We start from the raw sequence: 26,131 nt of genomic DNA on the forward strand, positions 1-26,131 counted from the left end.
CGCTCCGCTTTACCGGATAGCTTTCAAAAAGGCAACAATCACAGTCGCATGATCAGTACCGGAATACCAGCGTGATTCAGAACGTCAGCGGCTACACTACCCAGTAACAGATGAGCTAATCCTTTGCGGCCGTGGGTAAACAGCACAATCAGATCGGCTTCAATCTCTTCGGCGTACCGAATAATGCCTTCGGCGGCCGTTTTGTCGCTGCGGATAGCAATATCGTAATGCGCCATGCCTTTGCTTAGAGCCAGTTCTTCGATCCACGCCCGAATGGCCTGCGGCTCGCGGTTATCCGATGGCGTATACACGTACAGGAAGTATCCGTCGGCGTCTTCACTGCCCTCGTTTAACTGAAAAGGATACCGCTGCCATTTCTTCAACTGATCATCGACTTCCACCGCGTACAGAATCGTTTTCGGGGCGAATGCAGTCTGCGACTCCTTCACCACCAGTACCGGGCAGTTGGCAAACCGGACCACTGTTTCGGCATTGGAGGTTTCCCAAAACGTTTCAATATCAGCAGTGCCCCTCGACGCCATCACGATCAGATCGGCTGGATGGGTAGTAATGGCGTTGGTCAGCCCATCGGTATCGTCTAAAATAGCTGTTTCAATGGTTAGTCCCTGGTATTCGGGCCGGGAGGCAATCCGGCGCAGCTCGTCCGCAGCCGTTGCCAGCGTTTCTGACATCAAACGTTGCAGATCGTACGAGCCTACCGGAAACGAAACATCCGAGCAGGTCAGCGAAAGCGCATGAATGGGTACCACGTGCAGCAACAGAATATTGGCCTGCCTGGCGCGGCAGATAGTGGCGGCAACGTTCATCGCATTCAGCGAAAAGTCGCTCAGGTCGGTAGGTACCAGGATCGTTTGCATGGGCTTTGGTTTCTTGGATTGATACCCCAAAACAACCGCCAAACCGGCACTTAATCCATGACGAGCATTAGGCCGCGAGCTAACTTTCGTCAACTAAAGTGTAGCCAGAAACGCCATAGTATCCACACCGTCGGCGTAATCGAACAGGCCGGGTTGCTGGGTCTGCCCAAATGCCACACTGCCGGGATACCAGCCCTCGCTATGCCGGCGGGCAGCCGATGCAACTACCTGAATCGTCTCCGCGTGTTTTCGGATAAACGCATCGGCTTCTTCCAGATTCCGGTACACCTGGTAATAGATGACCGAAATAGGGGAAACCAGGGTGTCGTTCTGGGTCATCAGCAGGAAGCCGTTGTCAAAATGCGGAACCTGATTGACGAGGTAGATCGATTTGTTGTAGTCGTAATTATTAACGTATTTATTCTGATGGATATACTCGGGGGCGAGCGGTTCGAGCGCCCGCATAAGTGTTTCAGGCCGGTAGTCGTCCGGGATCAGCAAGGTAGAGACATTGCGGCAGCCCAGGCCGTAATACAGCAACATATCCTGGCCCAGTTTTACCAGCTCATCGTCCTGCTCTTCACCCATCAGTATACCGATAGAAGTCCGGTTCCGGCGGATAATATTCGGTTTTTTACCGAAGTAGTGGTGAAAATACCGTGCCGTATTGTCACTGCCGGTTGCGATATAGGCATCGGCAGCGTTCAGGCGTTCGGCAACGGTGATAAATTCGGTAAACGCCGGATTTATTTCGGTGATTTTTTGTATTAAATATTGGATTAATACAAAATCCTGAGAGCTCAGTTTTCCTAGCAGGTGATGGCCGCTAACCAGCACACAGAGCATATCATGGAATCCAACGGCGGGAATATTGCCTGCCATGACTACGCCGACCTGTTTAGGTGCCGGAGGCTCAGCCCGGTAGCGGGATGCCCACTGGTTCAGCATATCGGCATCTAAGTACCGGGTGGCAATAGCACGTAAAGCAGTTAAGGTGTTGGTGGTTGTAAACCACGGATTTAGCTGAAATGCTCGCCGGGCTACCTGTTCGAGTTCAGGCTGAGCCTCGGGCGAACGTAAAAAAGTACCTAATTGAACAAATGTTTGCAGTCGTTCGGATTGCCGCATGAATAGAGAAGAAATGCTACTGAAAAGAGCAACCCGCAAAAATAAATTTTAGTTTGGCCCCAACCTTTAAATAATTATATTTGTTGTCCAATAACAAAGCAAAAAAAGAGTTTCCAGCTATAAACTTGTACAACTCATGGCAATAATGATCACCGATGAGTGCATCAACTGCGGAGCCTGCGAACCCGAATGTCCAAATACGGCCATCTACGAAGGTGGCGTTGAGTGGACATGGGGAGGGGGAACCAGCCTGGAGGAAGTTGATTTTGGCGATGGCACCCTGGTGAGCGGTAAAGCTCCGCAGGTTCCGGTGTCCAATGAATTCTATTATATCGTATCCGATAAATGTACGGAGTGCGTCGGTTTTCACGAAGAGCCGCAGTGCGCGGCCGTTTGTCCTGTCGACTGTTGTGTTCCCGACCCTGATCGGGAAGAAGATGAGGATACCCTGCTGGCCAAAAAAGCCTGGCTTCATGCAGAAGAGTAAACGTTGATTCGTACGAGTTTTTGAAAAGCCCCCGGCCATCTCGGCCGGGGGCTTTTTTGTTTGGTATAATGTGATTACTTGAATAGCTATGTTTGAAAATAGGGCTAACGGATAGAAATTTTTGAAATTTATTGTATTTAAGGTTTAAATAGTAAGAAGTTTTAAACAAAATTACCTAAAAAATGCGAAAATGCCTTTAATAATCTGGGTAGATATTGTAAAAACAAAATTTGCGTATAATCTTTGTGTGTCGGTATAAAAGTTTGAATTCACCAAAAAACACCAAACATTTTGTATGAAAAGAGGAGTTTTACTTATATCTCTAATCGCAATGGCCGCGATTGGTAAGGCAGAAGACCCTGTATCGTCTTCGGCACCCAAGCAGGATGATGAGAACAAAGGGAAATTCACTTTTTCCGGCTACATCGATAGCTACTATTTTGCCAATTTTAACCGGCCGGCCTCCCGGAGCAACCTCGGAGCGGCAGGTAATGCCAGGGCTTTCGATCAGCGTGCCGGTCAGTTCTCATTGGGTTTAGTGCAGACCCGGATCGGGTATAGCACCACCAAATCAGATGTCGTGGTTGACCTGGCTTTCGGTCCGAATGCTGATTTAGGTAACTATGGTAACCTGGTGGGGCCGCTGGGCTCCAATTCAACTGCCCTCGCGATCAAGCAGGCGTATTTTAACTGGAAAGCTACCGATAAACTGACCTTTACCGCCGGGCAGTTTGGTACCCATATTGGCTACGAGGTGATTGACGCACCGGTGAACTATAACTATTCGCTGTCAAATCTCTTCAACAACGGTCCGTTCTACCATATTGGTGTAAAAGCCAACTACGCCTTTAGCGATCGTACCGCCTTGATGGTTGGTGTAGTTAACAACATTGATAATTTGAATGATAATAACCGCTCAAAAGGTCTGATCGGGCAGTTTTTTGTCTCTCCTGCATCGGGCTGGAACCTGTATTTGAATGGAATGGTCAGTAACGAAGCCAATCCGAAAGCCAACGGCAAAGATTCGACCGGGATGTATGCTATTCTGGACCTAACGACTACCTATCAGATAACCAATAAGTTTTTTCTGGGACTGAATGCTGCTTATGGTGGCCAAAAAGGTGACTACCAGGGGACCGGAAACATTGGAAACACCAAAAACTGGGGCGGGGTGGCGCTGTACTCCAACTACGCTATCTCTGATAAAGTTGGCTTAGGGGCCCGCTACGAGATTTTCGACAACAAGAGTGGAGCCCGGGCCCTACGCAACGCCCTGGGCGAAGGCACCAGCGTTAATTCCATCACGATCACCGCCAACATTACGGCCGCCGACGGTCACCTGCTGCTAAAACCGGAATTTCGGGTCGACAGCTATGCCAAACCAACAGCACGCGGGGCCGAAAAAAACTTTCAGTTTGAAGACAGTAACGGCGAGTTTACTAAAAGCTCACAGGCCACTCTGGGTATGGCTATGATTTACAAGTTCTAATCTCGATTCAACTAGTACCAAACTTTCTTTCCAAGTACAACAAAAATCTGACTATGCGTATGAAAAAGCCTGCTTACTTACCGCTGGTGCTCCTATTGGCCCTGAGTGTGCTGGGTGTATTGATGCCGGCCGTACCGAAGACAATCGTAACTGAAGGACTGGATACCGGCGATACAGCCTGGATGCTGGTAGCTACCGCCCTTGTTTTGCTCATGACACCTGGTCTGGCCTATTTTTATGGCGGCATGGTGAATAACAAAAATGTGATTTCGACCATGCTGCAAAGCTTTATTGCCATGGGCGTTATCAGTGTGCTGTGGGTAACGGTTGGTTTTAGCCTGGCCTTTGGGGAGTCTATCGGCGGTTTTGTGGGGAATCCAATGACGTTCTTCATGTTTAATGGGGTACTCGACGGCAAGCCCTGGGAGTTGGCCGCAACTATACCCCTGGTGGTATTTGCTTTCTTCCAACTTAAATTTGCGGTAATTACGCCGGCCCTGATTACGGGCTCGATGGCCGAGCGAATCAACTTCCGGTCGTATGTGCTCTTCATGATCCTGTTCAGCATCTTCGTATACGCTCCGCTGGCGCACTGGACCTGGCATCCGCAGGGCTTCCTGTTCAACCTGGGTGTGCTGGATTTTGCCGGTGGTACCGTTGTGCATATGTCGGCCGGCTGGGCTGCGTTGGCGGGCGCTATTTACCTCAAACGCCGGAAGTCACACGTAGGGGCTGAGTTTTTCCCGCCGGCTAATATTCCTTTTGTTTTGTTGGGTACCGGTTTGCTGTGGTTCGGCTGGTTTGGGTTTAACGCCGGTTCGGCGGTTGGGGCATCCGCTCTGGCAGCCTCAGCGTTCGCCACTACCAACACGGCGGCTGCAGCTGCGGGCCTGGCCTGGGTTCTGTTTGATGCTGCAAAAGGCAAGAAAGTGTCGGCGCTTGGCTTCTGTATCGGGGCGGTAGTTGGTCTGGTGGCCATTACGCCGGCCGCCGGTTTTGTAACCGTGCCGACCTCAATTTTTATCGGTACGGTAGCCGCCATCATCAGTAACTTTGTGGCTCACCTGCGGACCAAGTCAACCCTGGATGATACCCTGGATGTATTCCCCTGCCACGGTGTAGGCGGTATGGTGGGCATGCTGATGACCGGTATTTTCGCCAGCAAAGGCGTGAACGCAGCCGTTGCCGACGAGGGCCTGGCTTTTGGCGAAACCAAGCTGTTCCTGACTCACCTGCTGGCGTTGGTACTTGTTTCGGCCTTCGCCTTTGGCATGTCTTACCTGCTTCTGGTCGTAACCAACGCCATCGAACCGCTGCGGGTGAAAGAAGATGACGAAAAAGTAGGTCTGGATGTTAGTCAGCACGACGAATTCCTGATTGACGCTTAAGATAACACGGCAGAGCCACAGGCCTTGCTGCACGGCATACGACTGCCTATTCAGTGCGACTGTGGTTTTGTTGTACTCGTCGAAGGTATCTGCTTTTAGCGGATACCTTCATTTTTTTGACGGGAAAAGAAAAAGGCCCCACACGGGCCTTTGTTGTTGGGTTGAAGCTGTCAGGCAGGCGTATGAACCGGCACCGGCTCTGTTTCGGCTACTTCCATGAGACCTTCGGGGGTAATACCGGTGAGCCGGACGCGTTTGGTTTCATTAATCAATAACGGATCGTACTGCGCCGTTACCCGGACATAATTTTCCGTAAATCCCTGCATCTGCCCGTTTTCTATATCCTCTTCAAACAACACTGTTGCCTCACGGCCAACCTGCGATTCATAAAACGCCCGCCTTTTCTTATCGGACAGGATATGAAGCATCTTTGAGCGTTCTGCCCGCTTACCGGCCGGAACTACGGGTTTTATATCTAACGCGTGCGTGTTGGGGCGTTCCGAATAGGTGAAGACGTGGAGGTACGATATATCCAGATCGTTCAGGAACCGGTACGTTTCGTTGAACGCATCTTCCGTCTCGCCGGGATGCCCGACAATGACGTCGACGCCAATGCAGGCATGCGGCATAAAACGTTTAATGGCAGCCACCCGGTCGGCGTATAACTCCCTCCGGTACCGACGGCGCATCAGCCCGAGCACCGTATTGCTGCCCGACTGCAGGGGCACATGGAAGTGCGGGACAAACCGCTTCGATTGGGCGACAAAGGCAATGATCTCGTTGGTCAGCAGGTTAGGCTCGATGGACGAGATCCGGAACCGCTCGACGCCGTTTACGCCATCCAGGGACTGAACCAGTTCCATAAAGGTCTCCTGACGCTCGCCGTTGTGGAGGCCAAAATCGCCGATATTAACCCCGGTAAGCACAATTTCGCGAACCCCCCGGGCGGCAATCTCGTGCGCTGCCTGTACTACATTGGCAATTGTATCACTCCGGCTGCGGCCGCGGGCCAGCGGAATGGTGCAGTAGGCGCAGGGATAATCGCAGCCATCCTGCACTTTCAGAAAGGTCCGGGTACGGTCGTTCAGTGACCAGGACGCGTGATAATCCACAACCTCCTCAATAGATGTATTATATACTTTCCCCTGTCCGGCAGGTGCCTTTTCGAACGTGCCGATCAGATCGGGCAGCCGGAATTTCTCAGCAGCTCCCAGTACGGCATCCACGCCTGGAATGCCGGCAATTTCCTGGGGCTTCAACTGGGCATAGCAGCCTACGATGGCCACGTAGCCGTCGGGGTTAATTTTCTGGGCCTCCCGCACGATTTTGCGGCATTTTTTATCCGCGTTATCGGTAACGGAGCAGGTGTTGATAATGAAGATGTCGGGCTGCTGATTGAACTCCACCCGCTCATATCCGCGCTGCTCCAGCAGGCGGGCCAGCGTTGAGCTTTCGGAGAAGTTCAGCTTGCAGCCTAAGGTATAAAAAGCTACTTTTTTCATTGGTTCGAATTAGCCTCTACAGGTATACAGAAAAAGGGTAACCTGCGTTCGAATTGCCGGTCAAATTGAGAGAAAATCACGCAAAATTACGAATTCACCAGGTATTTGTCGCGCAAATTTAGGTTCATACCCTGAGTTTATGCCTAAACTAGATCTTACGTTCGGCCGATAAGGAAGAATGCCTAATTTTCTTATAAAGCGGATCATTACTTCCTTATATTATTTTGCGAAAGAGTTCAATTTCTTGTGAGAATAGTGCTTTTCCAAGCTTAGCGATAACCGAGTAATAACTTGCGGTTTTGGCGTAAAAACAGAAAAAGTATTTAAAATAGGTTTAAAATTTTGGTGATTTCTTGTAAATGTTGCGTAGAAAGTCGTAAGTTTGGATGTTTTTCACCCAAAACCACCTACTTTAGTCAAATGGCAAACTTTCGCTTTAAGGCACTCGAAATTGCACAAAGCCGGCAAGCCCTGCCCGTAACTCCACCGGCCGAGCGCGTTGGCGACTACTATGGTTCCAATACCTTTAATAACGAGGTAATGCGGGCGCTTCTCTCACCGGAGGCTTATCTGAAAATTACCGAAGCTATCGAAACGGGTGGCCGGATTGACCGTGAAATTGCGGATGAGGTTGCCAATGCCATGAAAGCATGGGCGGTTTCCAAAGGGGCTACCCACTATACGCACTGGTTCCAGCCGCTGACCGGCGAAACGGCCGAGAAGCACGATGCTTTCTTCGACATTACGATGGATGGTAAAGCCATCGAAAAATTTAAAGGGGGTGCTCTTGTACAACAGGAACCGGATGCATCGTCGTTTCCGAGCGGTGGTCTACGTAATACCTTCGAAGCGCGGGGGTATACCGGCTGGGACCCCTCGTCACCGGCGTTTCTGATGGACAATGGGGCGGGTGGAAAGACCCTTTGCATTCCTTCTGTATTTATATCCTACACCGGCGAAGCGCTGGATTATAAAACACCGTTGTTGAAAGCACTGGCCGCCCTGGACAAATCTGCGACGGCCGTATGTCAGTATTTCGACCGGAACGTTACCAAAGTGACCGCCACGCTGGGTCCGGAGCAGGAGTACTTCGTAATTGATAAAGCCTTGTTCTACGCCCGTCCGGACCTGGTAATGTCGGGTCGTACCGTATTTGGTCACTCACCGGCCCGCGGGCAGCAGTTGGAGGACCACTATTTTGGTACCATTCCTCCCCGGGTCAACGCGTTTATGGTCGACTTTGAGTTTGAAGCCATGAAGCTGGGTATCCCGGTTCGTACGCGCCATAACGAGGTGGCTCCCGGTCAGTTTGAGGTAGCCCCAACGTTTGAAGAGGTAAACCTGGCCATCGACCATAATGCGCTGCTGATGGACCTGATGGAGAAAGTGGCCGAGAAGCATAATTTCAAGGTGCTGTTCCATGAGAAGCCATTTGCCGGTATCAACGGTAGCGGTAAGCATAACAACTGGTCGATGGGGACCAATACGGGCGTAAACCTGCTGGCTCCGAGCACCAAGCCCAAAGAAAGTTTGCGTTTCCTGACCTTCCTGGTGAACGTAGTGAAGGCTGTGCACGACAATGCAGACCTGCTGCGCGCCAGCATCGCATCGGCCGGTAACGAACACCGTCTGGGTGCCAATGAAGCCCCTCCGGCTATTGTGTCGATCTTCCTGGGTGAATCGCTGACTAAAGCACTGGAAGACCTGGAAGTGAAGTCGGAAATTTCGCTGAACAAAGGCGATAACGTGTATTACAAATTAGGCATCAACCGGATTCCGTCGCTGCTGCGCGACAACACCGACCGGAACCGTACCTCGCCGTTTGCGTTTACGGGTAATAAGTTTGAGTTCCGCGCGGTGGGTGGTGGTGCCAACTCCTCATCGACCATGATTGTGCTGAACTCAATCGTGGCTAATCAGTTAAATCAGTTCAAGCAGGATCTGGATGCTCGATTGGCAGCCGGTGAGAAAAAAGAACTGGCTATTGTCGACATCCTGAAGAAATACTATACCGACACCAAGCGGATTCTGTTTGAAGGCAACGGGTATTCGGATGAGTGGGTCGAAGAAGCCGCCCGGCGTGGCCTGTCGAACATCAAATCGTCGCCCGAAGCGCTGGAAGTATACCTGAAGCCTGAATCCCTAGAGTTGTTCGAGAAACTGGGCGTACTGAGCCACGCGGAGGTAGAATCCCGTTACGAAATTGAACTGGAGAAGTACATCAAGAAAGTACAGATCGAGTCGCGGGTTATGGGTGATTTGGCCATGAACCACGTCGTTTCTACCGCGCTGAAGTACCAGAATAAACTGGCCGAAACCGCCAGGTCGCTGGTCGACCTGGGCATGACCGAAGAAGCTGAACCGGTGAAAGACCTGATTCGCGAAATTTCACGCCGGGTTCTGACGATCAAGAATAATGTACACGAAATGACGGAAACCCGTAAAAAAGCCAATAACCTGGGCAATACGGCCGATACAGCAAAGATGTACGCTACCGACGTTAAAGACTTCTTCGATGTGATCCGGTACGAGGTAGACAAACTGGAATTGATTATCGACGACGAAGACTGGCCGCTGGTGAAATACCGCGAAATGCTGTTCGTGAAATAAGTGTACCCACCGTACAGAAAGGCCCGCCGACAGGTGGGCTTTTCTTTTTTAGCGATAATCAGCATATTAGCAGCCAGACCGTCACCTAAGCCCATGTTCCCTCTGGATACGTTTCTGCGCGAGCTTACCCGTTTGCCGCATCGCGGAGCTGCCACGCCCTGCGAAACCGAAGCGGCCCAACTGCTGGAGAACTACCTCACCGACCTGCACGCCAACATCCGGATGGAGCCGTTCCGGACTCCGAAGACTTACGTTACGGTGGTATATTGGTTAGTAGGGGGTCTGGTAACTGGTTTATGGCTGGTGCCGTATCTGAAAATGACATCGCTGGTACTGATCTGGAGCTTTGTGGTGCTAGCGTGGCTCTATTTCAACTGGCGGTATTCGCCGGTTATTCTTTTCCCCTGGCAGCATACCGCCCGCAATGTAATTGGTCGGTGGCCCGCCCGCCCTACCGAAGCGCCAGTATCTAAACTGGTGCTGATGGCGCATTATGATACCGCACCTGTTTCGCTACTCTATGCATCCGGGCTGGTGGGTAACGTCAATAAAGCCCTGATGCTCACCCTTTTTCTGATGATTACAGCCGGAGTCTCCGCTACGCTCGAAGCCGCCGGCTGGGGCCTGCCGTATGTATTGTATGTGCGGTATGGCTGCCTCGGCTATTTCGTGCTACAGGCCGTGTTGTCTACGGCGGGTTACTGGCTATACGGTTATACCAACGGGGCAAGTGATAATGCAACCGGCGTAGCGGCAGCCCTGGCGGTGGCCGACCGGCTCCGGCAGGCAAACTTACCTAACCTGGACCTGGAAGTAATTTTGACCAGTGCCAAAGAAGCCGGTATGATTGGTGCCTATCACTATGTACAGCAGCACCGCCCTGAATGGCCGGCCGGGCAAACAGCCGTCATTAATTTTGATTCCCTGGGCACCGGCAAACTGACCCTGATTGAACAAACCGGAACACTGGAGGCAATCAGGTATTCAAATCCATTAACGGCGCTGGCTACCAGGCTGGCCCAACTACCGGACTTCCGAACCCGGATGCAGACCGGAGAATGGCATACCGCCGATTTCGACAGTGTCTGGCTGGTACGGGCCGGCGTGCCCGTGATTACCCTGTGCGCGCTGGCCGAAAAGGGCCGGATGCCACGTATCCACTGCCGGGAGGATACGCTGGCGGCTATCGACACAAATGCCCTGCATACCGCCATCGATTTTGCCGAAGCCCTCGCCTGCCAATGGGCATCGGTCAGGCAACTGACTGCTTAACCGATGCCGGATTACTATCGAGCGGGAATTAAATGATTTTGTTTAACCGATGCGAGATAGGTAGCTTTACCGCTTTATTTTTCAACAACAGAATGCACTGCTATGGCTGCTTATAAAAACCAGGGATACGATCCCGAAGAAATTGCCGGGTTAAAAGAAGAATTACAACAGGAGGGTAGATCCTTTGTCGAAGTCGAGGATGATGAACTGGATGTGCTGGACTCCGGCGAATGCGTTCATATCCAGTTTATCGGCTCGTATAAAGGCAACGAGGTGATCTACGATGCCGTGATGTATACCCTGCGCCTGCACCATAGCAGTCTGGTCTACGAAATGGCCATCGATAAGGTGAAGAAAAGCTTCCCGAAATACATACCACCCGAAGATCGGAAACCCAATTACACAATCGATCCGGAGGAGGAAGAGGAAATCGAACTCATGCTGACCGAATTTATTGAGGAAATGGAGGAAACCGAAGCGGTAAAAGTACAGGAGCATATCGAGGTCGACCACGATTTTGAATACGGTATCGGCCTGGATGTTTGCCTCAATGTAGAAGAAATTACCGATGAGGTGATTGAGGAATTTATCCACGATTTCAACGCTAATAACCTTAAACTGGACAATACCCTGTATTCATTTTCCAGCGACGGACAGGAAGAATAAACGATGAATGATTAACGATAAATGATGAATGGACTGACTCATCTTTACATTGTCCTGAATCGCCCATTTATCGTTAATCATTCATCATTCAGGAATGTATGACGCTTTTTGAAGGAACGGAGAATTATATAGCAACGCGTGAGCTGAGTACGGCCGTCAATGCTGCGATTCACTTGCAAAAGCCGTTGTTGATAAAAGGGGAGCCGGGTACCGGGAAGACCCTGCTGGCGTATGAGGTGGCCCACTCATTACAGAAGCCCCTGTATACCTGGCACGTTAAGTCGACCACCACGGCGCAGCAGGGTTTGTATGAGTACGATGCCGTGTCGCGGCTGCGCGATTCGCAACTGGGCGACGCCCGCGTGGGCGATTTGGCGGCTTACATCAAGAGGGGAAAGCTCTGGGAAGCCTTTGAGTCGGAAGAACAGGCGGTGTTGCTGATTGACGAGATCGACAAGGCCGATATTGAATTTCCGAATGATCTGCTCCAGGAACTCGACCGGATGGAGTTCTACTGCTATGAATTGCGGCAGACGATCAGCGCCCGGCACCGGCCGGTGGTCATTATCACCTCCAACAACGAAAAGGAACTGCCCGATGCCTTCCTGCGCCGGTGTTTCTTCCATTACATCCGCTTTCCGGACCGGGAAACGATGCAACAGATTGTGCAGGTTCATTTTCCCAGGCTTGCTCAGGAGTTGATGACCCAGGCATTATCGGTCTTCTACAACGTTCGCGATGTAAAGGCACTGAAGAAAAAGCCTTCGACCAGCGAACTGATTGACTGGATTCGCCTGCTGCTTGTAGCCGGCATAACCCCTGACGACCTGACCGACCTGGAAGCCCTGAAAGAGCTACCGCCCTACATTGGGGCGCTGCTCAAAAACGAACAGGATACCGATTTGCTAACTGCCCTCCGCAGTCGGGGAAGACCTTATTAATTAAGAGTTAAGAGTTATGAATTACCAGTCACCGACAACTCATAACTCTTAACTCATAACTTTTAACGCTTAACACCCCATGTTTCTCGACTTCTTCTTCCTCCTGCGGCAACATGCGTTGCCGGTGACGTTGCCGGAGTACCTTACCTTGCTGGAAGCGTTAACGAGCGAGGCTGGTGGGGTGAGTGTAGACGAGTTTTATTACCTGTCGAAGACGACGCTGGTGAAGCATGAGCAGCATCTGGATTTGTTTGACCGCTTGTTTAGCGAGTATATAGCCGGCAAAGAGTCGGAATCAGTACCGGTGCTGACGGATGTGCCGCCAGACTGGCTGGCGAATGCCTTACTCCAGGATCTATCGGATGAGGAGAAAGCGGCACTTCTGGCAATGGGCGGATTAGATGCGCTGTGGGAGCGACTGCGGGAACTACTCGACAAGCAGGATAAGCGGCACGAAGGCGGCAACCGCTGGATTGGAACGGGAGGCACGTCACCGTTTGGAGCGATGGGCTACAACCCCGAAGGCTTTCGGATGAGTGGCGACGCGAAAGGTAATAAGACCGCCGTTAAAATCTGGGAACAGCGCGACTACCGCAACCTGGACGATGACCTGGAACTGAATACCCGTAATATGAAAATGGCCCTACGCCGGCTGCGGATTCTGACCCGCGATGGACTGGACGACGAACTGGACATCGACGGAACCATTGAAGAGACCAGCCGGAAAGGTGGGATACTTGATATACAGATGCAGCCGTCGCGGCAGAACCGGGTGAAGGTGCTGATGCTATTCGATGTCGGCGGGTCGATGGATGAGCATATTGAGTTATGTTCGCAATTATTTTCGGCCGCCCGCTACCAGTTCAAGCGGCTGGAGTTTCTTTATTTCCACAACTGCGTCTACGAAACGCTCTGGCGCGACAACGACCGCCGGCACAACCGTATCTCAACCTGGGAGGTGCTGCATAAGTACAACAAAGAATATAAAGTGATCTTTGTGGGTGATGCCTCTATGGCTCCTTACGAAATCACCACCGCGAAAGGCAGCATTGAGCATTACAACGAAGAAGCCGGTATTGTCTGGCTCAACCGCTTCAAACAACAGTACCCGCATTTGGTCTGGCTCAATCCGACGGCACCGGGCTATTGGAAATACACCGGTAGTATCAAACTGATTCAGGACTGGTGCGACGACCGGATGTTTCCACTCACCATCAACGGTCTCACCCAGGCCATGAAGTCCCTCAAAAATCCGAAGGTGCGTTATTCGGCCGACTAAGTTATTTTTGTGCTGCTATGCATCTATTCTACCAGCCGGATTTTGCCCAACTCTTTTACCTGACCGAAGAAGACTCCCGCCATGCCGTTAAAACCCTGCGGCTGGGTGCCGGGGATTCCATCAGTGTGACCGACGGAAAAGGCACCCGATTTGACTGCCTGATTACCAAGCCCGATCCCCGGCAGTGCCATGTTCGCCTGGTTGAGTTTCACACCACACTACGCCGGCCATTCTCCATCCGGCTCTGCGTAGCACCAACCAAAAACATCGACCGTATTGAATGGCTGGTCGAGAAGGCCGTAGAAATAGGGGTGGAGCGCTTCAGTTTCTTCATCAGCCGCCACTCCGAACGGCGGGTGCTGAAAACCGATCGGCTGGTCAAGATTGCCGTAGCCGCCATGAAGCAGTCGCTACAGTACTACCTGCCGCAGTTCGACGAGGCTGTCTCGTTTGACTACCTGTTGCGGGCCATTGAGGAGGAACACCGATTTATTGCGCACCTGCCCGAACTAAGCGTACCTGAACATTTGTTCAGGGTTACAGTACCCCAGACCGCCTGTGTGGTGCTGATTGGTCCGGAAGGAGATTTTTCTGTGGACGAATTGAAGCAGGCAGTTGACGCAGGCTTTCGAATGGTTATATTGGGAGAAAATCGGTTGCGTACCGAAACGGCTGCCTTAACCGCTTGCCAGATAATAAACTTAGCTAATATTTAAACACTGACGTTCACTTTTCGGTAGATACTGAAACTGCTATCGGAGCGTTAGTAGAGAGTCCTGATTGAATATGATGAACTATGTAAAGCTTTGGCTGCTTCTGATTAGTTTCTGGCTGGTAACCGATGTACAGGCGCAATACGCCTATAAGATTGCCAAATTAAAATACAATGGCGGGGGCGACTGGTACGCCAACAAAACCTCCCTACCCAACCTTATTAAATTTGCCAATACCAATCTTCGCATGAACATTTATCCCGAAGAGGATATTGTGGATGTAGGTAGTCCCGAATTATTTTCGTACCCGTTTGTTCACATGACCGGCCACGGCAACGTTTTGTTTAGCGATGCTGAAGCCCAGAACTTGCGCCGGTATCTGATGTCGGGCGGCTTTCTGCATATTGATGATAACTATGGCCTGGAGAAGTTTGTCCGGCGGGAGATGAAGAAAGTATTTCCGGAATTGAATTTTGTGGAATTACCCTTTTCGCATCCTATCTACCACCAGAAGTTTAAATTTCCGAACGGTTTGCCCAAAGTACACGAGCACGATGGTAAAGCCCCTCAGGGCTTCGGCCTGATCTGGGAAGGACGATTAGTGTGTTTTTTCAGTTTTGAATGCGACCTGGGCAACGGCTGGGAAGACCAGACGGTGTATAATGACCCTGAGCCGGTTCGGCAGCAAGCCCTGCGGATGGGAGCCAATTTGCTGCAGTATGCTACCACATCCTATCAATAGGACTTTTTTGTGAGACATAGCCTTTTTTCGGCAAAAAAGTTTACTTTTGTAATAACATTCTGTTTTCTTAATACCACCCTAAATTTTTCAGCTGTGATTGTATTGCTTGCATTTATTGGACACTGGTATTTGTCCCTGTTCTGTCAGACATTTTTTCTGCATCGGTATGCTGCCCACAAGATGTTTACCATGAGTAAATTCTGGGAGCGGTTCTTTTACCTGCTGACTTATGTTTCACAGGGTTCCTCGTACCTGAGCCCGCGGGCCTATGCTGTTCTGCACCGGATGCACCATGCATTCAGTGATACGGAACGAGACCCACACTCTCCCCATCATACCAAAAACGTGTTTACGATGATGTGGAAGACCAAAGACATTTATAATGCCGTACTGCACCGCAAGCGGCCGGTAGAGCGTCAGTTCGACCGCAACTATCCGGAATGGGCACTGATCGAAAAAATTGGCGACTCCTGGATGAGCCGCATCGGCTGGGGTGTAGTGTATGGCCTCTTCTATATCTTCGCCTACATTTATCTGGATATGCACTGGGCGTTTTTCGCACTGCTGCCGATTCACTTCCTGATGGGGCCGATCCACGGTGCTATCGTAAACTGGAGCGGTCACAAATACGGCTATGCCAACTACGATAACCACGACAGGTCTAAAAACTCCCTGGTGTTTGACCTGCTGATGCTGGGCGAACTTTTCCAGAACAACCACCACAAGCGCCCGAACAGCGCTAACTTTGGAGCCCGCTGGTGGGAGTTTGATCCGACTTACCCGGTTATTAAAGTGCTGAACCGGCTGAAAATTATTCAGGTACGGCCGGCAACCAAGGCCAAAGAAGCTCAGTTGGAAGTAGGACACGATCGACTGATAGAGGAAAAGCAAGTAGTGAATGTAGAAGACAGACGTGTAGAAGCTTAATCGGCAGCTACCAACAGAAAAAGCCCCCGACTAGTCGGGGGCTTCTTTGTTTTAGAGCAGCAGGCCGGCTACTTCCTGCCAGTTGTTAACCCGTTTGTAGTCGGTTTCGTGCCGGTTGTGCAGGGCGGTGAAGAGCAGCCCCTCACCCGAAAACGTATGGAGGTTGCGGGGAAGATCATCGATCAGGTAGTCGGTGTTGAGCACGCTTTTATCGCCCAGAAAAATGATATTGCGCCAGTGGATAGCCGGGAAGTGCTCCGCCAGCCACTCGTATTTGTCTGCAAAAGAGTTGGGGAATTCCATGGCAGCCGTGGCGATAAATACCTCGTATCGCTCCATTAGCCGGTTTACCACCTCCTGCGCTCCGTCCATGATCCGAATGTCGCGGAAAAAGCCCGGCTCATACACATTCCGGAACAGCGTCCGGAATTCCTGCTCGTCGAGCAGCTCGTGAAACGATTTTTCTTTTAATTGCTCAATGGTGAAGCGGGGCGCTTCACCATTGAGGTAAATATCAATAAACTTCTGGTTGGTATCCGCTATGACATCATCCATGTCGATAGCAATGCGTTGTTTCATCCTTTAAATTTTACGCCAATGGCACTTTTGCCACCCGAGTAAATGATGGCTTCGAACACTTTCTTATCGTCGGCAGCCTCTTTCTTAATCCGTTTGACAAACTGCGCCATATCTTCTTCAATTGAATTGTTGACCAGGCCGCCCGTAAAATACGATTTCGCTTTTACGCCACCCGATGCATCCACCACCCGCTCATAATCCCGCAACGGCTCGCTCAGCACATACACCTCATAGCCGTCTATTTTTTTGACTCTGGCTAAGCCTTTGTTTTGTTCGGAAGCCGGCGTTTTAAATTTGATAGCTACGGCTGTTTTAGAGCCTGAAATCAAAACGGCATCAAATTCCTTGTTTTCCTTCTTGCCTTCTTTTACCGCGAACCGCACAAACTGATCCGCTTTGTCGGCAACGCCTTCGTTAACCACCCCACCCGTGAGCAACGAGGATGCTTTAACACCAGTCCCGATATCAAACACTTTATCGTAATCGCGGAGAGGTTCGCACATTACGTATGCTTCGATCCCTTGAATTTTCTCGACGCGGGCAATGCCGGCTTTATCCTGCGCAAATGCGGTATGGATGGTTGCTACCAGGAGCAGCAGGAATAAGTACATAGTTTTGGGGTAGTGCATGGTTCTAAAACGTTTAAATTAACTGCCACAAACCTATTTAGAATGCAACGTTTTACCAAAATCCAATGAGTAATCGGTTTTTTTACAATGTCCGGTTCGTGTCAAAGTTTTCCAGATAATCGGCTACGCGCCTAACAAACTGACCGCCGAGTGAGCCATCGACCACCCGGTGGTCGTACGAGTGCGACAGGAACATCATCTGCCGGATACCAATTAGATCGCCCTGCGGAGTTTCAATCACGGCCGGCTTCTTCTGAATGGCACCAAACGCCATAATAGCTACCTGCGGTTGCAGAATAATGGGCGTACCCATTATATTGCCAAAGGTGCCGATGTTGGAAATGGTGTAGGTGCCGTTGGCCAGGTCATCGCCCGTCAGTTTATTCTCGCGGGCCCGCTTCGAGAGGTCATTTACCTTTTTGGTCAGGCCGATGAGGTTGTACTGGTCGGCTTCGTGAATCACCGGCACAATCAGGTTGCCGTTGGGCAGGGCCACCGCCATGCCGATGTTGATCGGCTTTTTGACAATGATGTTGTCACCCTCCACTGAAATATTGATCATCGGAAAATCCTTAATGGCTTTCACAACAGCCTCAATCAGAATCGGCGTAAACGTCAGGTTTTCGCCGGTTTGGCGTTTGAAATCCTCTTTGACCGCATTGCGCCACTGCACAACCGGCGTCATATCGGCTTCGACAAACGACGAAACATGCGGAGAGATCTGCTTGGATTCAACCATTCGCTGGGCAATCATCTTTCGCATCCGGTCCATCTGAATTATATCCGACTGACCATTTACGGATATTGCTTTCGGCGCGGGGGCTGCGGGTTCCTCCGGCTGCGTTACAGGCTTACCGGCCGGTGGCGTGCTGGTCGGCTGGGTAGCTGCAGCGCTCCGTTTTTTGCGCTGCTGAACATACGCGAGAATATCCTTTTTGGTGACCCGGCTTTCGGCTCCTGTGCCGGGGATGGTGGTCAACTCCTCCGCCGAAATTCCTTCTTCTTTGGCAATGCTGAGCACCAGGGGCGAGTAGAACCGGTTGCCGTACGTAACGCTGCCCGATGCTACCGGTTCCGGCTGTCGCGTACTCATCGCCGAAATGCCGGCTTCCAGTTCCTGCGCAGCTGCTTCTACGGTCTCCGGTACCAGGAGTTCGTCGGATACCCGTGTATCGTAGTCCGGGTTTTCTGTTGGGGTTGGCTCATCACCAGCTTCCTGCTCAATCTCAATCCGGGCGATGGGTTTACCGATGGGCACTACGTCGCCATCATTTACGAACACTTCTTTCAGAATGCCGGAATGAGAAGCAGGAACCTCGGTATCTACCTTGTCGGTGGCTACCTCCAGGATGGATTCGTCGGCCTCGATGCGGTCGCCAGGCTTTTTAAGCCAGGTGATCACCGTACATTCCATAATGCTTTCGCCCATTTTGGGCATTACCATATCTACCAGAGCCATAGTCGAATGGGGTTTGGTACTGTAGTTTGTTAATATTGATGAAGTTAATTCAGCGTCAGCAACTCCTCGCGGAGCAGATTCAGGACATAATTCGTGGTCAGTTGAATATTCTGATCGCGGTACTGTCCCAGTTTCAGCAGGCGTGTTACCGTGCAACGGTCGGTGGCACAGGCGATCCAGATCGTACCGACGGGTTTATCCGGTGTGCCGCCATCGGGACCGGCAATGCCGCTGGTGGCAATGCCTACGCTGGTGCCGAGTGCCCTGCGTACACCTTCAGCCATGCTCCGGATGGTGGGTTCGCTCACAGCTCCGTGTTCGGCCAGAATACCCGGGTCTAGACCCAGCGATTTAACCTTGATATCGTTAGCGTAGCTGACAATACTGCCCCAAAAATACGCAGAAGCACCCGGAACTTTGGTGATTTGCGCAGAAACATAACCACCGGTACAACTTTCGGCAATGGCGAGCGTCAGCTTTTTCTGATTCAGCAGCCGACCCACCACTGTTTCCAGTTCATCTGAATCGAAGCCGAACACATACTGCTCAATCAGGGGCAGCACTCGGGCAACCTGTACCTCCAACTCCTGCTGCAACGGCTCCGCCGTGCTGCCGGTGGCCGTCAGCCGCAGCTTGACCTGTCCGAAACTTGGCAGGTACGCCAGCCGGATGTGCTGAGGCAGGGCGTCTTCCCACGGCTCAATGCGTTCTGCCAGAAATGACTCGCCTATGCCTACAGTCCGAATCATTTTGTGCAGGATGACCGGCGTCCGGAAATGCGCTTTTAACTTAGGCAGGATCAGGTTGGTCATCAGACTTTTCATCTCAAACGGCACGCCCGGCAGGGAAACGTATACCCGTCCGTCGAACTCGAACCACATGCCGGGGGCGGTGCCCCAGTGGTTAGGAATGTAAACGCAGTTGGCCGGCAGTGCAGCCTGAAGCCGGTTCATCTCGGTCATGGCCCGGCCGCGCTTGGCAAAAAAGCCCGTCACCATCTCCAGCGCATCAGGGTTCATAACCAGTTCGGTGTTGAAGTACCGGCAAAGGGTATGTTTGGTTATATCGTCTTTTGTAGGGCCAAGGCCGCCAGTCAGGATAATCAGATTAACGCGTTGGTGGGCTTCCTGTAAGATCTGGAGGATGGCGTCTGCCTGGTCACCTACGGAGGATTTACGAACGGTCCGGATGCCAATAGTAGTGAGTTCAGTACTTATCCACTGCGTGTTGGTATCGGTAATCTGGCCGAACAGTATTTCGTCTCCAATGGTTACTACTTCGGCGTGAATGGTTTCAGGCATAATGCAGGTTTCGAAAAATGACGGCTAAACCTTTTGCCGTTTTTTCGGTCAAAAGTACATAAAATCGCTAAATAGGATGAAAAAGATAATTGGGATAACCACCGCACTTACAGTACTGTTTCTTACAACGACTCAGGCACAAACCCCGCGAACCACGCTGGGTAGGATCCTGGATAAGGTCACGCAACCCACCGGTACTGGTTCATTGACGGCTAATGAAATTGCCCAGGGATTGAAGGAAGCATTACAGGTTGGGATTACCAACGGGTCCAGACAGGCCTCTGCCGTAAACGGTTATTTTGGGAATCCATCGATCAAACTGCTTTTTCCGCCGGAAGTGCAGCGCGTGGAAACCCGGCTGCGGCAGATCGGACTTGGCAACCAGGTCGACCAGTTTGTTTTGTCGCTGAACCGGGCGGCTGAGGATGCTGCCAAACGCTCACGACCGATTTTCATTTCGGCTATTACTTCTATGACAATTCAGGACGCACTCGGTATTCTACAGGGGCAGCCCGATGCTGCTACCCAGTACCTTCGCCGGATTACCTATCAACAGCTCGTCAATGAGTTTACCCCCGTGGTCGACAGCGCCCTGATGGCCAATAACGCAACCCGGTACTACGGCGACCTCGTACGGACCTATAACCAGATACCATTCGTGCAGAAGGCGAACCCAGATCTGACTAATTACGCGACAACGAAAGCTATTGACGGACTCTTCCTGCTCATTGCGCAGGAAGAGCAGAAAATCCGCGAAAATCCGGCCGCCCGCGTCAGTGATATTTTGCGGAGGGTGTTTGGCTCACGGCAGTGAGTTAGTTGAGTGGGTAATTAGTTTATTGGTTGGCTAAGGACCTGCACGCAACAATTTTTGAGCGCTTAAACCCGGCTTTCTCGTTGGGTTAGGGCAAAAGCCATCCGTGTTTGGATGGCTTTTTTAGTTGCCAGGGTGTTAATTGGTGGCCCTAAATCGCCGAATTTGGTCAGATGATACCGGGCGGCTTCGGAGTTTTTTGTAATTTAGGGGTTTCATTGCTCGTTTTGTTTGTATGAAGAAATCAGAAATACGCTTCACCGTCGAATTAGACCCTTCAAACGTTCCCGATAAGATCTTCTGGGATGCCACCGATAACCCTAACGAGGGCCTGAGCGATACCAAAGCCATTGCCGTTGCCCTCTGGGATCATTACCACCGCAGCACCATGAAGATTGACCTCTGGACCAAAGATATGGAGGTACTGGATATGAAGCGGTTCATTATTGAAATCATGAGCGGCCTTGCCGATACGGCCATGACCGCTACCGGTGATCAGCTTATGGCCGACGATATCGAAAATCTTTGCCGGACCATCAGCAAGCGCGTTGAAGAGGAATTCAAAGCGCAGAATCAACCGACCGGCGGTAAGTAAGCATCTGCAAATCCAGGTATATCATGAAGAACCTACTCGTTTCGCTGCTTGTCTGCTGTCTGACTTTTCCGGTAGCGATGGCGCAGAAAGGCAAAAACGGCATTCTGTTTAAGGAGTCTCCGCTGGAGGAGGTCTTCCAGACCGCCCGTAGGGCCGGTAAACCGGTATTTGTAGAGATTTACTCGCCCACCTGTCACGTTTGCCAGAGCTTTATACCGACGCTGAACGATAGCCGGGTTGGTGATTTTTACAATGCACGGTTTGTAAACACCAAGCAGGATATTACTCAGAAAGCCACCCAGGCGTTTCTGGGCAGCCGGAAAATGTACGTACCCCAGTTGCCTCTATTCCTGTACTTCGATGCGCAGGGTAACCTGCTGCACATGGCCATGAGCAGCAATACGGCTAATGAGGTGATCCGGCACGGTACCAACGCGCTAAATCCGGCGCAGCGAACACAAGGCATGAAGAACCGGTACGCCAAAGGTGAACGGTCACCGGCGTTCCTGATCGATTACGCTATGTACTCCCTGGTCACCCGCGATACGGTAGCCAACATGAAGGCCATGGAAGACTATGCCCGGCAAATACCGGCCAGTGATTATCCGAATTACACCAACTGGCTGGCCCTGAAGAAGCTGGTGATGGATGTCGATAATCCGTTGTTCCAGTATTTTCTGATACACCAGGATCAGTATAAGAAGCACGCCCAGGCCGACGAACTCCGAAATGTGGCCGAGAATATCCTTATGTCGTCGCTGTTCAGTAGCCGGGGTGCCCGGTATTCACCGGAGAAGATTCTGGAAATCCGGTCAAATCTGGCTAAAATCGGTATCGACCCCAAGGTTGCTGCCAACCGGACGTTGCTGCCGGAGGTAAATGCCTTTTTCCGGACGCGCCAAACAGCCAAAGCCGTAGCCCGGATGGACAGTCAGGTAGCTGCCAACCCGATTACGGTGCCGGAGTTTATTTATATCTCCAGGCTGTTTAACCGCCAGAGTCCTGATCCGTCTGATGTCCCTACCGTTATCAGGTGGGTAACTAAGGCGTTTACGCTGAACACCGCTACGCCCAAAGAGCAGTCTGATCTGTATTACGAACTGGCTGAAGCGCAGCGTCGGGCCGGTAATATAGCCGAGGCTACCAAAGCCGCCCAAAAATCGATGGAACTGGCGCAGGCCAACAACATGGACGTCCGGCGAAATGTGGAGCTGATCCAGAAGTTGAAGTGAAATCCGCCAACCCCCTGAAGGGGGCTAATGCTTTGCCAGCTTTATGGAACGGAACGTTAGCCCCCTTCGGAGAGTTATTTACTTCCGCTGATATTCTTTCGTTGTAAACGGCGGCTGTGTGAGCAGGTAGGCGGAGTTTTCGTCACCCATTAGCACGGCCCGGCGGAGGTCGTTTTCCGCCTGTGACAGTTGCTGGATTTTCAACCGGGCAATGGCTCGCCACCTATAGGCATCAGGTTTTTCGTCGCGGAAGTACCAGACCGCCTTGTCGAACTCCCGAAAGGCGTCCGCAAACTGCTCGACCTGATAATAGGCAATGCCCCGGTCGAGGTAACAGTCGGCCTGTGTGTTGTCGCGGCTGATGGCCTGTGTTAAGTCGTAAATAGCGGAGTAATAATTTTCCTGCGCCAGTTGGCATTTGCCCCGATAGGCATAAGCGACTGCCGATTTGGGATACTGCTTTACGGCATCGTCAAAGTAAGCAAAAGCGTCGGTGTAAAGGCGAGCCTGCACCAATCGGATGCCGCGCTGAAACCGTTTACGGTCTTTATCCGAAGGGGTATCGTGGTCCGTAGTAAAGTACCGGATGGCCAGGTAAATCGTAAACAACAGCACCAACAGCGAAACTTCCATAACTCGGTCTGGCTTCTAATACAGGCTTACTAAGTTACAAACAGGCTTAGGTTTAGACAACCCTTATCCTTAAATTAATTGCTCCCGAACCGCTTTCGGCAGGCTTTTCCTAACCAGTTCATACGAGTCATCGATCCATTCCCGAAGCAGACTATCCCGGATTTCACCGGTCGACAGCACCGTGTTCCAGTGTGTTTTGTTCATATGATACCCCGGTCGCACAGATTCGTAAGCTTCGCGCAACTGAATCGCTTTCTCCGGGTCACATTTCAGGTTAACACTTAAGGGGTGACTGTCAATAGCAGCCAGGGCGAAGGCTTTACCGCCCACTTTAAAAACCAGTGTTTCGTTACCGAACGGAAACGATTCCTGGGCACCTGGTTTGCTCAGGCAGTACTCGCGCAGCGTCTCGATGTTCATGGTGTCAGATATGTCTGATGATGTAAATCATAACAGCAATCAGAAACATAACGATAGAGATGCGGTTGATGCCGTGCATCAGACGCAAATTGAAACTGGTAGGATGGTTAGGGTCCGGTTTGCGGAAAACACGAACAAAATACCGAAACACCTCACCCAGTTTAAAATATCCTGCAATCCGGTTCATCTTAAAAGAATGTTTTCGTGATACGAAGTAGGTTGGCTGAATTAGTCAAGGGTTTGTTACAAAGCAATGTTTTATCATTGCGTCATTATTTTGAAAGCTAAACTCCACTTTCTATGGTTTCGGGCTCCAGCCACCGGCCATCTTCCCGAATCAGTTCAATTAGTTCATCTACGGCTTTATCCGCAGTGACGGATTTTTTGACAACCTGTTGCCCCCGGTAGAGCGCAATCTTATCGCGTCCGATGCCCACATACCCGTAATCGGCATCGGCCATTTCGCCGGGTCCGTTTACAATGCAACCCATGATTCCAATTTTGACGCCTTTCAGGTGGTCGGTGCGTTTCCGGATCATGGCGGTCGTTTCCTGGAGATCGAACAAGGTACGGCCGCAGGAGGGGCAGGAGATATACTCGGTTTTGGTAATACGCGTGCGGGCCGCCTGCAAAACACCGAAGGCCAGTGCATTTTGCCGCGCCAGGGCTGCGGGTTGGTTTGTGTCCGGGTTGGTGAGCAGGACACCATCGCCCAGCCCGTCGATCAGAAGCCCGCCTATATCCGTAGCTGCGTACAGCGGCAGGTCTTCTTCCGGCAGGCCGGGGTAGCGCTGTTGTACCACTACCGGGGCTGTCACCCCCTGATTAATTAACTCCACAAACAACCGCCGGAGTTCAGGCATGGCGTGTAAATTGTCGGTATACGCCAGCAGTACCACCTGCTTATCGGGGCGCAGCGTATTCAACAGGAAATCGGTCAGATCAGCCAGGGTGATTCTGACGAAGTTTAGGGTACCGTGCAACGGATCGCCTGCCGCTCTTGCCTGCATATAGTCGGAGGCACTCAACAGCGGAAACGTATGTTGCGGATCGCTATAGGTTTGCCACTGGGTGTACTCCAAAATTTCTTTCAGGCCGTTGGGCAGCATAAATTCGGCCGGCCGGGAGCCGGTATACAGGTAATCGGCTCCGAGGTCGTTCATGCGCCATTTATCCGGCAAGGGCAGGTAAAAATGCCCGATGGGTTTTAACACCTCATGCTCGGTGACCGGTACCTGACTGAAATCGGCGATGACACGGGGTACATTGCTGCCACCAAAGTTGGCTACCTCATGCGTGATGCGCCGGTGGTACTGGAACGGATCAAGCGGGTAGGTACTTATCGGCGGGATATACCTATGGCCCAATCGGTTGGTATAGCGGTCGATCAGGGCTTTCGCCACCGGCGCTTCCCGCTCAGGTTCTTCGGTCAGGGATACCCGGACGGTATCACCGATGCCGTCTTCCAGCAGCGTGCCGATACCAACCGCCGATTTGATGCGCCCATCTTCGGCTTCGCCGGCTTCGGTGACCCCCAGGTGGAGGGGGTAGGGTTTCAGACCTTCTTCGTCCAGTCGTTGCACCAGCAGCCGGTACGCCTGCACCATTACCTGCGGGTTGCTCGACTTCATCGATAGTACGATGTTGTAATAGTTTTCGTCTTCGCAAATCCGCAGAAATTCCAGCGCCGATTCTACCATACCAACGGGCGTATCGCCGTAGCGGCTCAGTATCCGGTCTGACAGTGAGCCGTGGTTGGTACCGATGCGCATGGCCGTGCCGTACTCTTTGCAGATCCGCACCAGGGGTAAAAATTTGTCCCGGATACGCTCCAGTTCGGCCGCGTAGGAGGCATCGGTGTAGTCGATATGTTCAAACCGCTTGCGGTCGGCATAGTTGCCGGGGTTGATCCGGACTTTCTCCACAATGCGGGCGGCCAGCTCGGCGGCATTGGGCGTAAAGTGAATATCGGCAATCAGGGGCGTAGTATAGCCCCGCGCCCGCAGTTCTTTCCGGATATTATCCAGGTTTTGCGCTTCCTTAACGCTAGGCGCCGTAATGCGGACGTACTCACAACCGGCCTCAATCATCCGGATTGTCTGCTCTACCGAGCCTACCGTATCCATCGTGTCAACGGTGGTCATGGATTGCACCCGAATCGGGTAATCCGAACCCAGCGGAATATCGCCAATGTGAACGGTAATGGTTTTCCTGCGGATATATTCAGTAAGTGAAGGAGTATACAGAACAGGTTTGCCGGACAAGGTAGTCGCGGTGGGAGTCGTCTGAACGGAGTCAAGCATACGGTTGTTGAATGACGATATAACCCGGCAAATTTACGCAAAATACCGGGTTCGGCATCTATAAGCAAAACCCTGTTTTGAGCGGAAATGTTCGCCTACTGCTGGTTCTTTGCCGTTAAAAAAACAGGCCGCTGTGCGCTCTGC

The 26,131-nt window shown here is 51.6% G+C and carries 25 protein-coding genes; 14 read left to right on the plus strand and 11 right to left on the minus strand.

Annotated features, from left to right (window positions below; translation table 11 throughout):
• Positions 1-38: 38 nt before the first annotated feature.
• Together ABD931_RS16465 and ABD931_RS16470 are read right to left on the minus strand one after the other, a co-directional pair.
• A complete protein-coding gene (locus ABD931_RS16465) occupies positions 39-878 on the minus strand; it encodes a universal stress protein (RefSeq protein WP_345268914.1) in 840 nt (279 codons plus the stop codon).
• Positions 879-971: 93 nt separating this feature from the next.
• A complete protein-coding gene (locus ABD931_RS16470; protein ID WP_345268915.1) occupies positions 972-2,006 on the minus strand; it encodes an aldehyde dehydrogenase family protein in 1,035 nt (344 codons plus the stop codon).
• A 136-nt stretch (positions 2,007-2,142) separates the two neighbouring features.
• On the opposite strand from ABD931_RS16470, the gene ABD931_RS16475 reads away from it, so the two are divergent.
• The 3 genes from ABD931_RS16475 to ABD931_RS16485 all read left to right on the plus strand — a co-directional run bounded on the left by ABD931_RS16475 (position 2,143) and on the right by ABD931_RS16485 (position 5,370).
• Positions 2,143-2,493, plus strand: a complete 351-nt coding sequence (locus tag ABD931_RS16475; RefSeq protein WP_345268916.1) for a 4Fe-4S dicluster domain-containing protein — start codon at positions 2,143-2,145, stop codon at positions 2,491-2,493.
• 295 nt (positions 2,494-2,788) lie between these two features.
• Positions 2,789-3,982, plus strand: a complete 1,194-nt coding sequence (locus ABD931_RS16480) for a porin (protein ID WP_345268917.1) — start codon at positions 2,789-2,791, stop codon at positions 3,980-3,982.
• Between the two features lie 59 nt (positions 3,983-4,041).
• Positions 4,042-5,370 (plus strand): ammonium transporter, encoded by a 1,329-nt coding sequence (locus ABD931_RS16485; protein ID WP_345268918.1) that lies wholly within the window; start codon positions 4,042-4,044, stop codon positions 5,368-5,370.
• A 170-nt stretch (positions 5,371-5,540) separates the two neighbouring features.
• Here ABD931_RS16485 and mtaB read toward each other — a convergent pair whose 3' ends face one another.
• On the minus strand, positions 5,541-6,872 hold the full coding sequence (mtaB, locus tag ABD931_RS16490) for a tRNA (N(6)-L-threonylcarbamoyladenosine(37)-C(2))-methylthiotransferase MtaB (RefSeq protein ID WP_345268919.1): 1,332 nt from the start codon (positions 6,870-6,872) through the stop codon (positions 5,541-5,543).
• 420 nt (positions 6,873-7,292) lie between these two features.
• Between mtaB and ABD931_RS16495 the strand changes: the two genes are divergently transcribed.
• From ABD931_RS16495 to ABD931_RS16530, 8 genes are all read left to right on the plus strand, one after another.
• On the plus strand, positions 7,293-9,482 hold the full coding sequence (locus tag ABD931_RS16495) for a glutamine synthetase III family protein (protein ID WP_345268920.1): 2,190 nt from the start codon (positions 7,293-7,295) through the stop codon (positions 9,480-9,482).
• Between the two features lie 93 nt (positions 9,483-9,575).
• Positions 9,576-10,754: a M28 family peptidase gene (locus ABD931_RS16500; RefSeq protein ID WP_345268921.1), complete on the plus strand. Its 1,179-nt coding sequence runs from the start codon at positions 9,576-9,578 to the stop codon at positions 10,752-10,754.
• Between the two features lie 102 nt (positions 10,755-10,856).
• Positions 10,857-11,420: a hypothetical protein gene (locus tag ABD931_RS16505; protein ID WP_345268923.1), complete on the plus strand. Its 564-nt coding sequence runs from the start codon at positions 10,857-10,859 to the stop codon at positions 11,418-11,420.
• Positions 11,421-11,518: 98 nt separating this feature from the next.
• Entirely contained in the window at positions 11,519-12,361 is an 843-nt protein-coding gene (locus tag ABD931_RS16510) for an AAA family ATPase (RefSeq protein WP_345268925.1), read from the plus strand.
• Positions 12,362-12,440: 79 nt separating this feature from the next.
• Positions 12,441-13,640 (plus strand): vWA domain-containing protein, encoded by a 1,200-nt coding sequence (locus ABD931_RS16515; RefSeq protein ID WP_345268926.1) that lies wholly within the window; start codon positions 12,441-12,443, stop codon positions 13,638-13,640.
• A 17-nt stretch (positions 13,641-13,657) separates the two neighbouring features.
• The gene (locus tag ABD931_RS16520) at positions 13,658-14,356 is read left to right on the plus strand and encodes an RsmE family RNA methyltransferase (protein WP_345268927.1); all 699 of its coding nucleotides are present in this window, start codon (positions 13,658-13,660) and stop codon (positions 14,354-14,356) included.
• 73 nt (positions 14,357-14,429) lie between these two features.
• A complete protein-coding gene (locus tag ABD931_RS16525) occupies positions 14,430-15,095 on the plus strand; it encodes a DUF4159 domain-containing protein (RefSeq protein ID WP_370469326.1) in 666 nt (221 codons plus the stop codon).
• A 93-nt stretch (positions 15,096-15,188) separates the two neighbouring features.
• Entirely contained in the window at positions 15,189-16,022 is an 834-nt protein-coding gene (locus ABD931_RS16530) for an acyl-CoA desaturase (protein WP_345268930.1), read from the plus strand.
• A gap of 51 nt (positions 16,023-16,073) precedes the next feature.
• Here ABD931_RS16530 and ABD931_RS16535 read toward each other — a convergent pair whose 3' ends face one another.
• The 4 genes from ABD931_RS16535 to ABD931_RS16550 form a co-directional block, all read right to left on the minus strand.
• Positions 16,074-16,601, minus strand: a complete 528-nt coding sequence (locus ABD931_RS16535; RefSeq protein WP_345268931.1) for a 5' nucleotidase, NT5C type — start codon at positions 16,599-16,601, stop codon at positions 16,074-16,076.
• Positions 16,598-17,212, minus strand: a complete 615-nt coding sequence (locus tag ABD931_RS16540) for a hypothetical protein (protein ID WP_345268932.1) — start codon at positions 17,210-17,212, stop codon at positions 16,598-16,600. Before ABD931_RS16540 ends, ABD931_RS16535 begins: the two co-directional genes overlap by 4 nt.
• 100 nt (positions 17,213-17,312) lie before the next feature.
• On the minus strand, positions 17,313-18,689 hold the full coding sequence (locus tag ABD931_RS16545) for a dihydrolipoamide acetyltransferase family protein (protein ID WP_345268933.1): 1,377 nt from the start codon (positions 18,687-18,689) through the stop codon (positions 17,313-17,315).
• A 44-nt stretch (positions 18,690-18,733) separates the two neighbouring features.
• The gene (locus ABD931_RS16550; RefSeq protein WP_345268934.1) at positions 18,734-19,990 is read right to left on the minus strand and encodes a competence/damage-inducible protein A; all 1,257 of its coding nucleotides are present in this window, start codon (positions 19,988-19,990) and stop codon (positions 18,734-18,736) included.
• Positions 19,991-20,066: 76 nt separating this feature from the next.
• Between ABD931_RS16550 and ABD931_RS16555 the strand changes: the two genes are divergently transcribed.
• From ABD931_RS16555 to ABD931_RS16565, 3 genes are all read left to right on the plus strand, one after another.
• On the plus strand, positions 20,067-20,804 hold the full coding sequence (locus tag ABD931_RS16555; RefSeq protein ID WP_345268936.1) for a DUF4197 domain-containing protein: 738 nt from the start codon (positions 20,067-20,069) through the stop codon (positions 20,802-20,804).
• Positions 20,805-21,039: 235 nt separating this feature from the next.
• Positions 21,040-21,399 carry a gliding motility protein GldC gene (gene gldC / locus ABD931_RS16560; protein WP_345268937.1) on the plus strand — a complete coding sequence of 120 codons (360 nt, stop codon included), beginning with the start codon at positions 21,040-21,042 and terminating at the stop codon, positions 21,397-21,399.
• A 23-nt stretch (positions 21,400-21,422) separates the two neighbouring features.
• The gene (locus tag ABD931_RS16565; protein WP_345268938.1) at positions 21,423-22,631 is read left to right on the plus strand and encodes a thioredoxin family protein; all 1,209 of its coding nucleotides are present in this window, start codon (positions 21,423-21,425) and stop codon (positions 22,629-22,631) included.
• A 78-nt stretch (positions 22,632-22,709) separates the two neighbouring features.
• Here the strand turns inward: ABD931_RS16565 and ABD931_RS16570 are convergent, their stop codons facing one another.
• From ABD931_RS16570 to ispG, 4 genes are all read right to left on the minus strand, one after another.
• Complete coding sequence (locus ABD931_RS16570) at positions 22,710-23,264, minus strand: tetratricopeptide repeat protein (RefSeq protein ID WP_345268939.1); 555 nt, start codon at positions 23,262-23,264, stop codon at positions 22,710-22,712.
• A gap of 69 nt (positions 23,265-23,333) precedes the next feature.
• On the minus strand, positions 23,334-23,684 hold the full coding sequence (locus tag ABD931_RS16575) for an MmcQ/YjbR family DNA-binding protein (RefSeq protein ID WP_345268940.1): 351 nt from the start codon (positions 23,682-23,684) through the stop codon (positions 23,334-23,336).
• Between the two features lie 4 nt (positions 23,685-23,688).
• Positions 23,689-23,871 carry a DUF6728 family protein gene (locus ABD931_RS16580; protein WP_345268942.1) on the minus strand — a complete coding sequence of 61 codons (183 nt, stop codon included), beginning with the start codon at positions 23,869-23,871 and terminating at the stop codon, positions 23,689-23,691.
• A gap of 97 nt (positions 23,872-23,968) precedes the next feature.
• The gene (ispG, locus tag ABD931_RS16585; RefSeq protein WP_345268943.1) at positions 23,969-25,987 is read right to left on the minus strand and encodes a (E)-4-hydroxy-3-methylbut-2-enyl-diphosphate synthase; all 2,019 of its coding nucleotides are present in this window, start codon (positions 25,985-25,987) and stop codon (positions 23,969-23,971) included.
• Positions 25,988-26,131 lie beyond the last annotated feature (144 nt).

The sequence above is a fragment of the Nibrella viscosa genome, from assembly GCF_039541875.1.
Lineage (GTDB): Bacteria > Bacteroidota > Bacteroidia > Cytophagales > Spirosomataceae > Nibrella > Nibrella viscosa.